Consider the following 13,826-nt stretch of genomic DNA (forward strand, 5'->3'; position numbering starts at 1 on the left):
TGCTTTATAGGCTTTGTTTGAATGTCAAAATTTGGAAAAATAATAGAATAGTAGTGTTTTATTAGATAAAACGATTGGTTTCGAAATAAAAGGGCTTTCATCGAAAAAATCTCAAAAAACGAAGAGAAATCATCCTAAAGACGAAGGTCTATAAGCTAGCAACTTACGTCAGCAATCGGGTACAATTGGCGGGATTAATTTTGTGTTTGGTGTATTTGAAGGCCAATACATGCATTCTTTGTTAATAAATTAGGCCTGCCAGGAGTTATCCCCGCATGAGTGCCATTACTCCATACGATTGGGCAATTATTGCCTTCGTGATCGGCGTTACATTTCTTTGCGTCTTTATGCTCACAGTTCCTTTACTCCTTGGGGGTAAGTCATGGGGCCGTGCCAAGCAAGAGCAATTTGAGTCAGGTGTGGTAGGTGCTGGTGGAGCACGCATCCGCTTGTCTGCTAAATTCTATTTAGTTGCAATTTTCTTTGTAGTCTTCGACCTAGAAGCACTTTATCTTTACGCATGGGCAACATCGGTTCGTGAAGTCGGTTGGTTTGGTTTTACCACTGTGGTGATTTTTGTTGTCGACTTATTGATTGCTTTGATTTACGCAATTTCTGTCGGTGCTTTAAATTGGGCACCTGTAGATCGTCGCAAATCAGCCGGTATACCATTGAAAATTGGTTCGCCAAATATGAATCTTGCGGATATTACTCGCTTTAATTCAATTGAAGAGTTGGTTATGGACCCTACAGGTCAAATCCCAGCTCAATCATCTGGTCGTGTGAAAGATAAGTCACCGGCTAAATCGTCTGATAAGGAGTAACTCGGGATGAAATATACATTAACCCGTGCGAATCCGGATGCTGATCAATATCCACTTCAAGAGCGTCAAATCGTAACGGATCCGCTTGAAGAAGAAGTGAATAAAAATGTGTTCATGACTCGTTTAGAGGACGTGGCACATACAGCAGTGAACTGGGGTCGTAAGAACTCAGTTTGGCCGTTTAACTTTGGTACATCTTGCTGCTACGTAGAGTATGCAACGACTTTAACAGGCGTGCATGACTTGTCACGTTTCGGTGCCGAAGTAATCCGTGCTTCACCTCGTCAGGCTGACTTGATGATTGTTGCGGGTACGTGTTTTGTAAAAATGGCACCTGTAATTCAGCGTTTGTACGAGCAAATGCTTGAGCCTAAATGGGTCATCTCAATGGGCGCCTGTGCAAACTCAGGTGGTATGTACGACATTTATTCAGTTGTGCAAGGTGTGGATAAAATCATTCCTGTGGATGTGTACATTCCGGGTTGCCCACCCCGTCCAGAAGCATTAATCCAAGCATTAATGTTGTTACAAGACCAAATTCAATTAGAGCGCCGTCCACTTTCTGCCGTGATTGGTGATGATCTTAAGCCAGTGTATAAGCCAAAGATGATGCCAGAACGTGACCGTAAGAATGCTGAACGTATTGCAGTGAAAAACTTACGCTCTATGGATGAAATTAAATAATTTAAACGACAGTTGTTTTGATGCACCCGGTCTGGGTGTAGTTGTTGTTTAGGTTGAATGAATTTGTATTAAATAGGAAGCCAAGCCAATGGCTGAAACTGAAAACGCTATGCCAGAGTCAGCGCAAGTTGATTCACGCCCAGCATTTGCAATTGTAGAAGAGCTCAAAACCAAATTTGGCGAGAACTTCTATGTGCAAACGACTTTTGAAGACTTTCCAACAGTCTGGGTTGAGCGCGCGCGCGTACAAGAAGTTTTAATGTTCTTGCGTACAGTGTCACGTCCATACGTGATGTTGTTTGACTTGTCTGCGGTAGATGAACGTTTACGTACACACCGCGACGGTTTGCCTGCGTCTGACTTTACTGTGTTCTATCACTTATTATCGCTTGAGCGTAATAGTGATATTCGTATCAAAGTTGCATTGAGTGAAAATGATGTAAATCTTCCAACTGCAACCAATATTTGGCCAAATGCCAACTGGTACGAACGTGAAGCTTACGATATGTTCGGGATCAATTTCGAAGGGCATCCAATGCTCCGTCGTATTTTGTTGCCAACCTATTGGGAAGGTCACCCACTTCGTAAAGAGTACTCTGCACGTGCCACTGAATATACACCGTATATGCAGAACCAAGCGAAGCAGGATTACGAACAGGAACACCTTCGTTTCGTACCTGAAGATTGGGGTATGAAGCGCGGTAATGACGACGAAGACTTCATGTTCTTGAACTTAGGTCCGAACCACCCATCTGCGCACGGTGCTTTCCGTGTAATCTTGCAGTTGGATGGTGAAGAAGTGAAAGACTGTGTGCCTGATATCGGTTATCACCACCGTGGTGTGGAAAAGATGGCTGAACGTCAAACTTGGCATTCATTCATTCCTTATACCGACCGTGTCGACTACTTAGGTGGTTGTGCGCAAAACATGCCTTATGTGATGGGTGTGGAGCAAATGGCGGGTATTACTGTACCTGACCGCGCGCAATGTATCCGTGTCATGATGTCTGAATTGTTCCGTATCAATAACCACTTATTGTATATCGGTACTGCGATTCAAGATGCCGGCGGTATGACGCCAGTCTTCTACATGTTTGCGGATCGTCAAAAAATCTATGACGCGATTGAAGCAATCACTGGTTACCGTATGCACCCAGCATGGTTCCGTATCGGTGGTACAGCGCATGACTTGCCAAACAACTGGCAGCATCTGATTCGTGAAATCCTAGATTGGATGCCGAAGCGTATGAATGAATACTACACCGCTGCATTACGCAACTCAGTATTTATTGGTCGTACCCGTAACGTAGCTCAATATGATGCAAAATCTGCATTGGCTTGGGGCGTGACTGGTACAGGTCTGCGTGCAACAGGTATTGATTTCGACGTTCGTAAATATCGCCCGTACAGTGGCTATGAAAACTACGACTTCGATGTGCCACTTGAGTACGAAGGAGATGCTTATGCACGTGTGATGGTTCACTTCCGTGAAATTGAAGAATCACTCAAAATCGTGAAGCAATGTTTAGACAACATGCCTTCAGGTGCGTACAAAGCAGATCATCCATTGGCTGTTCCACCACCAAAAGACAAGACTTTACAAGACATTGAAACCTTGATTACGCACTTCTTAAGCGTATCTTGGGGTCCAGTCATGCCTGCAGGTGAAGCATCTGTGATGGCGGAAGTGGTAAAAGGTGCGTCGAATTACTACTTGACTTCAGACAAGTCAACCATGAGTTATCGTACCCGTATTCGTACACCGACCTTCACGCATTTACAGCAAATGCCTTCTGTTATTAACGGCAGCTTAATGTCTGACTTGATCATTTATTTAGCGACTATTGACGTCGTTATGGCTGACGTGGATCGCTAAGGGGTAAACGCATTATGATGATTTTGACTGATAAAAAGCCACGCGTGAATGTTGAAGGGATTTTGACTACGGACGAAATCCACGAAATTGAACATCACATTGGTCACTACCCGTACCCACGCGCAGCATCTTTGGATGCTTTGAAGTGTGTACAACGCCGTAATGGTTGGGTAGATGACGCGCAGCTAAACGCCATTGCTCAGTTATTGACAATCAGTGTTGCTGATTTGGAAGGTGTTGCAACTTTCTATAACCGTATTTACCGTCAACCCGTGGGTCGTAACGTCATTTTACTTTGTGACTCGATCGCGTGCTTCTTGATGGGTGCGGAAACTTTAGCAGAAGCTTTTCAGCGCGAGTTAGGCATTCAGTTTGGTCAAACGACTGCTGATGGTCGTTTTACTTTGCTGCCGATTTGCTGCTTAGGTAACTGTGACAAAGGCCCAACCTTAATGGTGAATGAAGACACTCACGGTTTGGTTGAAGTTTCTTCAGTGAAACAGTTATTGGAGAAGTATGTATGAATACCGAACCAAAACCAATTTATGGCGAAGGTAACCCAGAAACGCATCCATTAACTTGGCGTTTGAGTAAACAAGAGCACGTTCGTAATGCCGATGATTACGAAGCGCTCGAAGGTTACGCGGGTCTGAAAAAAGCAATCACCATGCCGCCGAAAGATGTGCTTGAAGTGATTAAAGCTGCGACCGTAAAAGGCCGTGGTGGTGCTGGCTTCCCAGCAGGGATCAAATGGTCTTTGATGGCGCCAAATGACAACTCAGGTCCACGTTACCTGATTTGTAATGCCGATGAGATGGAACCAGGGACCTTTAAAGACCGTTTGTTGATGGAAAAACTTCCTCACCAATTGATTGAAGGGATGTTGATTGCAGCGTATACGCTAGAAGCAACTCATGGTTATATCTTCATTCGTGGTGAGTACATTGAAGCAGCTGCTTACTTAAATGAAGCGCTTGAGCAAGTTCGTGCCAAAGGTTACTTGGGTGAGAATATCCTTGGAACTGACTGGAGCTTCGAGTTGCATGTGCACACCGGTGCGGGTCGTTATATTTGTGGTGAAGAAACTGCATTGATCAACTCGCTTGAAGGTCGCCGTGCAAACCCACGTACGAAACCACCATTCCCACAAGTTGCAGGTGCTTGGGGTCGTCCTACCATTGTTAACAACGTAGAGACCTACAATAACCTACCAGCAATCATGTTACGTGGTCCTGAATGGTATATCGGCTTATCTGCGGGTAAGTCGAAAGATCCAGGCACAAAAATTTATGGTGCATCTGGCAAGGTGAAATTCCCTGGTCTTTGGGAGCTTCCATTTGGTACAACTGCGCGTGAAGTCATTGAAGACTATGCGGGCGGTATGCGTGATGGCTTGAAGCTTAAAGCATGGTTACCGGGTGGTGCGTCTACAGACTTCTTGGCTGCTGAACACATTGATCTACCGATGGATGCTGAGAGCATCATGAAAGCAGGTTCACGTTTAGGTACGTGTTTGCTGATGGTGGTGGATGAAACGCAATGTATGGTTTCAGCGACACGTAACTTAGAAGAATTCTTTGCACGTGAGTCATGTGGTTTCTGTACGCCTTGTCGTGATGGTTTACCGTGGGCGGTGAAAGCACTGAAAGCACTGGAAGATGGCACAGGTAAGAAAGAAGATATCGATCACTTACAAGAACTTACTCGTAAGCTTTGGATTGGTAAGACTTTCTGTGCGCATGCTCCAGGTGCAATGGAACCGTTGATGGGTGCACTCAAATATTTCCGTGGCGAGTTTGAAGCAAAAGTAGTGAATGCTGCTGCGCAAACTAGCAACGTAGAACAAGCTTAAGGAATTCGACTATGGCTACAATTCATGTCGATGGCAAATCGTACGAAGTCAATGGCTCAGAGAACTTGCTGCAAGCATGTTTGTCTTTGGGTATTGATATCCCGTACTTTTGTTGGCATCCATCCTTAGGTTCTGTCGGTTCTTGCCGTCAATGTGCCGTGACTCAATACGCGAATCCTGAAGATACGCGTGGTCGTTTAGTCATGTCATGTATGACGCCTGCATCTGACAATACCTACATCTCGATTGAAGACAAAGAAGCGAAAGACTTCCGTGCGTCAATTGTTGAGTTCTTGATGACGAACCACCCACACGACTGTCCAGTCTGTGAAGAAGGTGGGCACTGTCATTTACAAGATATGACAGTGATGACTCAACACGACCGTCGTCGTTACCGTTTCACTAAACGTACACACTACAACCAAGAGCTGGGCTCATTCATTTCACATGAAATGAACCGTTGTATTGCATGTTACCGTTGTGTTCGTTACTACAACGACTATGCGGGTGGTACAGATTTTGGTGTGTATGCAAGCGCGTCACGCGTTTACTTTGGTCGTCCTGAGTCAGGCACTTTAGAGTCTGAATTTTCAGGTAACTTGACTGAAGTATGTCCTACAGGTGTATTCACCGACAAAACTCACTCAGAACGCTATAACCGTAAGTGGGACATGCAGTATGCGCCAAGCGTATGCCAAGGCTGTTCTTCGGGTTGTAATATCTCTCCGGGTGAGCGTTATGGCGAACTTCGTCGTGTCGAAAACCGTTTCAACGGTGAAGTGAACCAATACTTCCTTTGTGATAAAGGTCGTTTTGGTACAGGTTATGTGAACCGTGCAGATCGTCCACGTCAACCGCAGTTCCGTGATGGTGCTGAAGCAACTACAGTTTCTGTAGATCAGGCATTAGATACCGTGATTGCAAATATCCAAGGCAAAAAAGTTTTGGGTATTGGTTCTCCACGTGCATCACTTGAGTCGAACTTCGCGCTTCGCGAATTAGTTGGTCAAGAGAACTATTCAACAGGTATGTCTCAAAAAGAGCAAAACTTGGTTGAATTGGCTGCATCGATCATGCAAACCGAAGGTGTATATAACCCAGGTATGCGTGAAATCGAAAGCTATGATGCTGTGCTCATTTTGGGTGAAGATTTAACGCAAACTGCGCCACGTATGGCGTTGTCTGTTCGTCAAGCGGCGAAAAACAAAGCCAAAGAAATGGCTGCGGAACGTCGTACCCAAGACTGGTTAGCAGAACCGTTACAACGTATTGCTCAAGATGCGAAATCACCGATTTTCATCCTTGCGGCAACGCAAACACGCTTAGCTGATGTTGCTGCAGGTGAAGTGGTTGCTTCTCCAAACGATATCGCTCGTTTAGGTTTTGCCGTTGCTTCGGCTGTAAAAGGTGATGCAATTCTTGGTCTAGCGGATGATGCGAAAGCATTTGCTCAGAACATTGCAGATACATTGAAAGCGGCGAAGAAACCACTGATCATTTCAGGTACAAGTTTACAAGACGCATCAATCATGGAAGCTGCTGCACAAGTTGCGCAAAACCTTGGTGGAAATGCTGGCTTAAGCTTAACGGTTCCTGAAGTGAACTCTATGGGCTTAGCAATCTTCGGTGGACAAAGCTTAGAGCAAGCATTTGCACAAGATTATGACACGGTTGTGATCGTTGAAAATGATCTATTCCGTCGTTTGCCAGCGGTACAAGTTGAAGCAGCACTTTCTGGTAAAAACGTGATTGTTCTAGATCACTCTGAAACTGAAACTGTGAAGAAAGCGGATATCGTACTTTCTGCTGCGTCATTTGCTGAAGGTGATGGTACGGTTGTCTCTCAAGAAGGCCGTGCACAACGGTTCTACCAAGTGTATGACCCTAGCTACTACAAACCTGAACTGGCGATCAAAGAATCTTGGCGCTGGTTACATGCCATTGAAACCGGCGTGAAGGGCAAAGCGATTTCTTGGACCTTGCTTGACGATGTCATCGAGTCAGTTGCGAAAAACGTACCTGCACTTGCTGCGATTCAAGATGTGGCTCCAGATGCGGGCTTCCGTGTCCATGGTTTGAAAGTTGCGCGTGAACCGCGTCGTTACTCTGGTCGTACCTCTATGCGTGCACCATTGAACGTGCATGAGCCGAAACAACCGACAGATATCGACTCGGCATTAACCTTCTCTATGGAAGGTTATGTCGGGAACCAGACGCCGTCTCCACTGGTACCATTTGCATGGTCAGCAGGTTGGAACTCACCGCAAGCTTGGAATAAATTCCAAGATAACGTGGGTGGTCACTTAAAAGGTGGTGATTCGGGTGTGCGTTTATTCGATCGTTTAGCGAAGCGCCCAGCACGTACTTTCGTTGCTCCAGCGGTTGTGGTTGCAAACCCTGAAAGCTTCCGTTTAGTGCCGATGCATCACATTTTTGCTTCTGGTGAATTTACTGTGAAAACACCTGCGATGGAATCGCGTATTCCTGAAGCGGTCTTTGCAGTGGGTGAGCAAGATGCAACTCGTTTGAATGTTCAAGATGGTCAAAAAATCACTGTGAAATCAGGTGAGACTTCGATCGTACTTCCAGTTCAAGTGATTGATTATTTACCTACAGGTTATATTGGTTATCCAGTTGGTCTTGCACCTACGGTTTCACTTGCTGAGCCTGTATCAGTCGCGGTAGGAGCGTAATTCATGCAACAAGAATTAATCCGTCAAACGCCGCTTTGGGCTGAGAACTGGCCAATTGCCTACTCAGTCATTCAAGCGATTGTGATTTTACTCGTTGTAGTACTCATCGCTGCGTTGATGTCTTTTATTGAGCGTCGTTTACTGGGCTTATGGCAAGACCGTTATGGTCCGAACCGTGTAGGTCCTGGGGGAATGTTCCAGATCGTTGCTGACATGTTGAAAATCATGTTCAAAGAAGACTGGACACCAAAGTTTGCTGACAAATTGACTTTCCGTTTAGCTCCTGCTGTTGCCATGGCAACAGCGGTGATGTCGTTCATGGTTATTCCTGTATCACCATACTTAGGTGTTGCAGACATGAGCATCGGTCTATTGTTCTTTATGGCAATGGCAGGTATTGCAGTCTATGCCGTATTGTTTGGTGGTTGGTCATCAAACAACAAATATGCATTGCTTGGTGGTCTACGCTCTGCAGCTCAAACCATTTCGTATGAAGTGTTCTTGGGTATTTCATTGATGGGTGTGGTTGCAATTGCAGGCTCATTCAACATGCGTGAAATTGTAGAAGCACAAAAAGATGTATGGTTTGTCGTCCCACAGTTCTTAGGTTTCTTAATCTTCGTGGTTGCAGGTGTTGCGGTCACTCACCGTCACCCATTTGACCAACCAGAAGCAGAACAAGAATTGGCGGAAGGTTACCACGTCGAGTACGGCGGTATGAAATGGGGGATGTTCTTCGTTGCGGAATACGTCAACGTAGTTCTGATCTCTGCATTGATCGTCACGCTATTCTTCGGTGGTTGGTTAGCGCCATTTAACATCGATATTCCGTTCATTCCACCCGTATTCTGGTTCATTATCAAAACAGCATTCTTTGTGATGATGTTTGTCTTGGCTCGTGGTTCACTTATGCGTCCGCGTTATGACCAAGTGATGAACTTTGGTTGGAAGATTTGCTTACCATTAGCGTTAGTTAACTTATTAGTTACTGGCGCAGTGATTCTGTGGTAAGGGCAGGGAGAATAAAATGTATAAAATTCTAGCTGGGTTCGGGTCAATCGTACGTTCACTGTGGATGGTTTTCTCACACGTGACACGTAAACGTGACACCATTCTTTACCCAGAAGTGCCAGCCGAACAAATTGTTCCACCACGTTTCCGTGGTCGTATCGTGTTAACACGTGACCCAGATGGTGAAGAACGTTGTGTTGCGTGTAACTTATGTGCAGTTGCATGTCCTGTTGGCTGTATTTCACTACAAAAAGCAGAAAAAGAAGATGGTCGTTGGTATCCGGAGTTTTTCCGTATCAACTTCTCACGCTGTATTTTCTGCGGTATGTGTGAAGAAGCATGTCCGACGACTGCAATTCAAATGACTCCAGATTTCGAGTTGGGTGAATACGTTCGTCAAGACTTGGTATATGAGAAAGAAAACTTACTCATTTCAGGTCCTGGTAAATACCCAGACTACAACTTCTACCGTGTAACAGGTATGGCTGTAACTGGAAAAGACAAAGGTCAAGCGCAGCGTGAAAGCGCACCAGTTGATGTACGGAGCTTATTACCATGATGTGGCCATTTTATTTGATGGCACTTGTGGCCATCGTTTCTACGATTCGTGTTGTGACCAACGCGAATCCTGTACACGCTTTATTAAGCTTGATCGTGTCACTTCTTGCGGTTGCAGGCATGTTTATGATCGTAGGTGCGCCATTTGCTGGCGCGCTTGAGATCATCGTCTATGCAGGCGCGATCATGGTGTTATTCGTATTCGTAGTGATGATGTTAAACCTTGGTCAACACACCGTTGAACAAGAACGTAAATGGTTAACATCGTCTGCTTGGGCATATCCAGCACTCATGAGCTTCTTAATGGGCTTGGTGTTGGTGTGGATGCTCGGCTCTGACTACACAGTGGCTGGCCCTGTTATGGGTACCGAAGTTGTGGGTCCAAAAGCCGTTGGCCAAGCACTCTTTACTCACTATTTATTATTGGTTGAAGTTGCTGCCATGTTATTGCTTGCTGCGTTGGTTGCAGCATTCCATCTTGGCAAACGTGAACCAGGTGCAGAAGAGGACAAACAATAATGGGCAACATCCCTTTAGAACATGGTTTGATTGTTGCAACCATTCTTTTTGCACTGGGTTTTTACGGTGTGATGGTGCGACGCAATCTATTATTTATGTTAATGAGCCTTGAAATCATGATGAACGCAGCTGCGCTTGCGTTTGTTTTGGCTGGTAGTGCATGGGTACAACCAGACGGACAAATCATGTTTATTCTGATCTTAACGCTTGCTGCGGCAGAGGCTTGTATTGGTCTTGCGATCGTCCTTCAGTTCTACCATCGCTTCCATCACTTGGATGTGGATGCTGCTAGTGAGATGCGCGGATGAGTTTTTTATATTTAACAGTATTATTCCCGCTCATTGGTTTTGTCCTTTTAGCGGCAGGTCGCAACAAGCTTCCTGAAAATGTCGCTGCTATTATTGGTGTGGGGGCGGTTGGCCTTTCTGCATTGGTTGCTTTGATCGCTGGTTTAGACTTTGTTAACAATGGCAAAGTGACCTATGTTCAACATCTTTGGACATGGTTCAATGTAGGTAACCTAAGCCCAGGCATTAGCTTACATCTTGACGGTCTATCACTGCTCATGATGGGTATGGTGACGGGTGTGGGTTTCCTGATTCACATCTTTGCATCTTGGTACATGCGTGGTGAAGAAGACTTCGCGCGTTTCTTCTCTTATTTCAACCTGTTCGTTGCCAGCATGTTGCTGCTCGTATTGGGCGATAACTTAGCGTTATTGTTCTTAGGTTGGGAAGGCGTAGGTCTATGCTCTTACTTGCTGATTGGTTACTACTACCAAAACCCTGCAAATGGTTTTGCAGCAATTAAAGCATTTACCGTAACACGTGTCGGTGACGTTTTCTTACTGATCGCTTTGTTCTTAATTTACCAACAGTTCGGTACTTTAAACATTGCTGAAGTGGTTGCAGCTGCACCAACAGTGATGACACAAAGTTCATCTTTAACCATTTGGACAGCACTGATGTTGTTCTTGGGTGCTGCAGGTAAATCTGCACAGATCCCATTACAAACATGGTTGGCCGATGCAATGGCAGGTCCTACTCCTGTATCTGCATTGATCCACGCTGCAACGATGGTAACTGCAGGTGTTTACCTGTGCTGCCGTATGTACACCGTGTTTGAAATGGCCCCTGAAGTGATGATGTTTATCTCAATCACTGGTGCGGTAACGTTGTTGGTGGCTGGTTTTGCTGCATTGGTTCAAACCGACATCAAACGTATTTTGGCTTACTCAACGATGAGTCAGCTGGGTTATATGTTTATGGCTGTGGGTGCTGAAGCTTACCAAGCAGGCCTGTTCCACATGCTGACTCACGCATTCTTCAAGGCATTATTGTTCTTGTCTTCAGGTGCAGTGATTTTGGCTTACCACCACGAACAAAACATCTTCAAGATGGGCGGTTTGTTCTACAAGAACAAATTCCTATTTGCTTGTTTCGCCATTGGTGGCGGTGCATTGGCCGCGATTCCATACTTCACCGTGGGCTTCTTCTCGAAAGACGCGATCTTGGGCGCAGTTTGGGTACAAGGCGAATCAATCGCAGTATATAACTCATTGTATTGGGTGGGTGTAGCTGGTGCTTTCTTAACGTCGATTTACACATTCCGCCTCATTTGGGTTGTGTTCTTTGGTAAAGAAAATACGCCGTATCATGCGATTAAAGGCATTACCTTCTGGGGTCCTTTGGCGATTCTTGCTGTACTTTCAACTTTCGTCGGTGCGGCACTTAAAGCACCTGTGGAAAGCATTTTAAATGCAGCAAAAATTCCAGCATTTGTGATTCCTGAAGCTTTAGAACATGGCATGCATAGCGCTGAATGGACTGCTGTAGGTATTGCATTGGTTGGTTTAGTGATTGGTGTGGTCTTATTCGCGTTTGCTTATAGCGCAGTGAAAGGCTTTGCTAAAACGTCATTGGGTGCAGGTCTTGCAAACATTTGCCGTAATGCACTGGGCTTCGATGCGCTGTATGACATCGTTTTTGTGAAACCATATTTGCTTATTGCGAAGATTTTAGGTCGTGATCCAATTGATCGTTTGTGGTTAGTCTTGCCTGCACTTGTAAAAGGCGGTCACAGCTTCACAAGTTCACGTCAGACGGGTTCATTGCGTGATTACGCATCAAGCATGGCATTAGGTATCTTTGTATTGCTAATGGTCTTGATCGTCACTCAGATCGTGGGGAAATAAGATGGAAATCACAAACAACTGGATTCTACCCGCGCTGATCTTAGTTCCGTTCATTGCTGGTTTTATTTGTTGGTTAGTCGACAAACTCGACGACAAACTGCCGCGTTATATCGCGTTAGTGGGTATGCTCATTACTTTGGGCTTAACTGTTGCCCTATGGCAGACAGGTACATTTAACTACGAACTTGGCGCGAAAGTGCCATCGTGGTCTGCTGAATTCATGTTGCCATGGATTCAGACTTTAGGCATTAACATTCACTTAGCGGTGGATGGTCTATCTCTATTAATGGTGGGCTTAACGGCACTTTTAGGTGTGTTGGCTGTCGGCTGTTCTTGGGGTGAAATTCAAAAGAATGTTGGTTTCTTCCACTTAAACCTTTTATGGTCTTTGGGTGGTGTGATCGGTGTATTCTTAGCGATTGACATGTTCTTGTTCTTCTTCTTCTGGGAGATGATGCTTGTACCTATCTACTTCTTGATCGCGCTTTGGGGTCATAAAGGGGCAGAAGGTAAATCACGTGTTTACGCTGCAACCAAATTCTTTATCTATACGCAAGTCGCTGGTCTTATTATGTTGATCGGTATCCTAGGCCTTGTGGTTTATGGTTACATGATGACGGGTATGATCGGTTTTGATTACAACTACTTATTAGCTGTAGCCAACACTTTAGACAAAGAATTACCTACCGTTGCTTATGCATTCATGCTGTGTTTATTTGTCGGTTTTGCGGTAAAACTTCCAGTTTTCCCATTACACGGCTGGTTACCAGATGCGCATGCACAAGCACCTACAGCAGGTTCGGTTGACCTTGCAGGTATCTTAATTAAGACCGCTGCATATGGTTTACTACGTTTTGTGATTCCATTCTTCCCAGCGGCTTCTGCACAGTTTGCAGACATCGCGATCATTTTCGGTTTAATCGGTATCTTCTACGGTGCTTGGTGTGCTTTCCAGCAAACCGATATGAAACGTTTACTTGCGTACACGTCAATTTCACACATGGGCTTTGTTTTACTTGCGATTTACGCAGGTAACATCTTAACCTTCCAAGGTTTGATGATCATGATGTTGGCACATGGCTTGTCATCTGCTGCATTGTTCATTATGTGTGGTCAAGTGTACGAGCGTGTTCATACACGTGATATGCGTTTGATGGGCGGTATGCGTGGTCAGTTCCCATATCTTGCATTCTTCCTCATGTTCTTCGTGGCGGCGCTTGTGGGTATTCCAGGTCTAGGTAACTTCATTGGTGAGTTCCTGATCCTGATGGGTTCTTATGCAAAATTCCCAGTGTTTACTATTCTTGCAGCAGTAAGCTTAGTATTTGCAGGTCTTTATGGCTTGATTCTGATCCACAAAGCGTTGTTTGGTACGCCAAACGAAGAACAACAGCAGCATTACAACAACCCATTGAAAGATTTAAATGTGCGTGAAGTAGTGATCTTGTTAATCTGTGCTTTCGGTCTGTTATGGCTTGGTTTGTACCCACAAAGCTTCCTTGATATTTCAAATTCAAGCATGGCGTGGTTAGCGAACAGCTACATTCCTGTACAAGAAGTAGTTGACGTTGCGAGTCAAGCAACTGTTCAACTCGAAAATGTGGAGATGCAATAA

General features: G+C 45.0%; 12 protein-coding genes. All 12 read left to right on the top strand.

Annotation, left to right across the window (positions count from 1 at the left end):
* Positions 1 to 275: 275 nt before the first annotated feature.
* A complete protein-coding gene (ndhC, locus tag AC4CUZ_RS07775; RefSeq protein WP_419381170.1) occupies positions 276 to 824 on the top strand; it encodes an NADH-quinone oxidoreductase subunit A in 549 nt (182 codons plus the stop codon).
* 6 nt (positions 825 to 830) lie between these two features.
* Positions 831 to 1,508, top strand: a complete 678-nt coding sequence (locus AC4CUZ_RS07780; RefSeq protein ID WP_004695382.1) for a NuoB/complex I 20 kDa subunit family protein — start codon at positions 831 to 833, stop codon at positions 1,506 to 1,508.
* 88 nt (positions 1,509 to 1,596) lie between these two features.
* On the top strand, positions 1,597 to 3,384 hold the full coding sequence (gene nuoC, locus AC4CUZ_RS07785; protein WP_419381171.1) for an NADH-quinone oxidoreductase subunit C/D: 1,788 nt from the start codon (positions 1,597 to 1,599) through the stop codon (positions 3,382 to 3,384).
* Positions 3,385 to 3,398: 14 nt separating this feature from the next.
* Complete coding sequence (gene nuoE, locus AC4CUZ_RS07790) at positions 3,399 to 3,908, top strand: NADH-quinone oxidoreductase subunit NuoE (RefSeq protein WP_004695385.1); 510 nt, start codon at positions 3,399 to 3,401, stop codon at positions 3,906 to 3,908.
* Positions 3,905 to 5,236 (top strand): NADH-quinone oxidoreductase subunit NuoF, encoded by a 1,332-nt coding sequence (gene nuoF, locus AC4CUZ_RS07795; protein ID WP_078426487.1) that lies wholly within the window; start codon positions 3,905 to 3,907, stop codon positions 5,234 to 5,236. The genes nuoE and nuoF overlap by 4 nt, the downstream gene beginning before the upstream one ends.
* An 11-nt stretch (positions 5,237 to 5,247) precedes the next feature.
* A complete protein-coding gene (nuoG, locus tag AC4CUZ_RS07800) occupies positions 5,248 to 7,929 on the top strand; it encodes an NADH-quinone oxidoreductase subunit NuoG (protein ID WP_490747464.1) in 2,682 nt (893 codons plus the stop codon).
* Between the two features lie 3 nt (positions 7,930 to 7,932).
* On the top strand, positions 7,933 to 8,940 hold the full coding sequence (gene nuoH / locus AC4CUZ_RS07805; protein ID WP_490747465.1) for an NADH-quinone oxidoreductase subunit NuoH: 1,008 nt from the start codon (positions 7,933 to 7,935) through the stop codon (positions 8,938 to 8,940).
* A gap of 16 nt (positions 8,941 to 8,956) precedes the next feature.
* A complete protein-coding gene (gene nuoI, locus AC4CUZ_RS07810; RefSeq protein WP_004651038.1) occupies positions 8,957 to 9,499 on the top strand; it encodes an NADH-quinone oxidoreductase subunit NuoI in 543 nt (180 codons plus the stop codon).
* Positions 9,499 to 10,017 carry an NADH-quinone oxidoreductase subunit J gene (gene nuoJ / locus AC4CUZ_RS07815; protein WP_171054232.1) on the top strand — a complete coding sequence of 173 codons (519 nt, stop codon included), beginning with the start codon at positions 9,499 to 9,501 and terminating at the stop codon, positions 10,015 to 10,017. The genes nuoI and nuoJ overlap by 1 nt, the downstream gene beginning before the upstream one ends.
* Complete coding sequence (nuoK, locus tag AC4CUZ_RS07820) at positions 10,017 to 10,325, top strand: NADH-quinone oxidoreductase subunit NuoK (protein ID WP_004695395.1); 309 nt, start codon at positions 10,017 to 10,019, stop codon at positions 10,323 to 10,325. The genes nuoJ and nuoK overlap by 1 nt, the downstream gene beginning before the upstream one ends.
* Positions 10,322 to 12,211, top strand: coding sequence for an NADH-quinone oxidoreductase subunit L (gene nuoL, locus AC4CUZ_RS07825; RefSeq protein WP_005400345.1), 1,890 nt, complete (start codon positions 10,322 to 10,324; stop codon positions 12,209 to 12,211). The genes nuoK and nuoL overlap by 4 nt, the downstream gene beginning before the upstream one ends.
* A 7-nt stretch (positions 12,212 to 12,218) precedes the next feature.
* On the top strand, positions 12,219 to 13,826 hold the full coding sequence (gene nuoM / locus AC4CUZ_RS07830; protein WP_171054233.1) for an NADH-quinone oxidoreductase subunit M: 1,608 nt from the start codon (positions 12,219 to 12,221) through the stop codon (positions 13,824 to 13,826).

It is taken from the genome of Acinetobacter sp. 789_lipA (assembly GCF_058242845.1).

What these genes read in the sequence shown, in the direction of transcription:
- ndhC (WP_419381170.1), top strand. Translation starts at nt 276, where the DNA reads ATGAGTGCCATTACTCCATACGATTGGGCAATTATTGCCTTCGTGATC.
- AC4CUZ_RS07780 (WP_004695382.1), top strand. Translation starts at nt 831, where the DNA reads ATGAAATATACATTAACCCGTGCGAATCCGGATGCTGATCAATATCCA.
- nuoC (WP_419381171.1), top strand. Translation starts at nt 1,597, where the DNA reads ATGGCTGAAACTGAAAACGCTATGCCAGAGTCAGCGCAAGTTGATTCA.
- nuoE (WP_004695385.1), top strand. Translation starts at nt 3,399, where the DNA reads ATGATGATTTTGACTGATAAAAAGCCACGCGTGAATGTTGAAGGGATT.
- nuoF (WP_078426487.1), top strand. Translation starts at nt 3,905, where the DNA reads ATGAATACCGAACCAAAACCAATTTATGGCGAAGGTAACCCAGAAACG.
- nuoG (WP_490747464.1), top strand. Translation starts at nt 5,248, where the DNA reads ATGGCTACAATTCATGTCGATGGCAAATCGTACGAAGTCAATGGCTCA.
- nuoH (WP_490747465.1), top strand. Translation starts at nt 7,933, where the DNA reads ATGCAACAAGAATTAATCCGTCAAACGCCGCTTTGGGCTGAGAACTGG.
- nuoI (WP_004651038.1), top strand. Translation starts at nt 8,957, where the DNA reads ATGTATAAAATTCTAGCTGGGTTCGGGTCAATCGTACGTTCACTGTGG.
- nuoJ (WP_171054232.1), top strand. Translation starts at nt 9,499, where the DNA reads ATGTGGCCATTTTATTTGATGGCACTTGTGGCCATCGTTTCTACGATT.
- nuoK (WP_004695395.1), top strand. Translation starts at nt 10,017, where the DNA reads ATGGGCAACATCCCTTTAGAACATGGTTTGATTGTTGCAACCATTCTT.
- nuoL (WP_005400345.1), top strand. Translation starts at nt 10,322, where the DNA reads ATGAGTTTTTTATATTTAACAGTATTATTCCCGCTCATTGGTTTTGTC.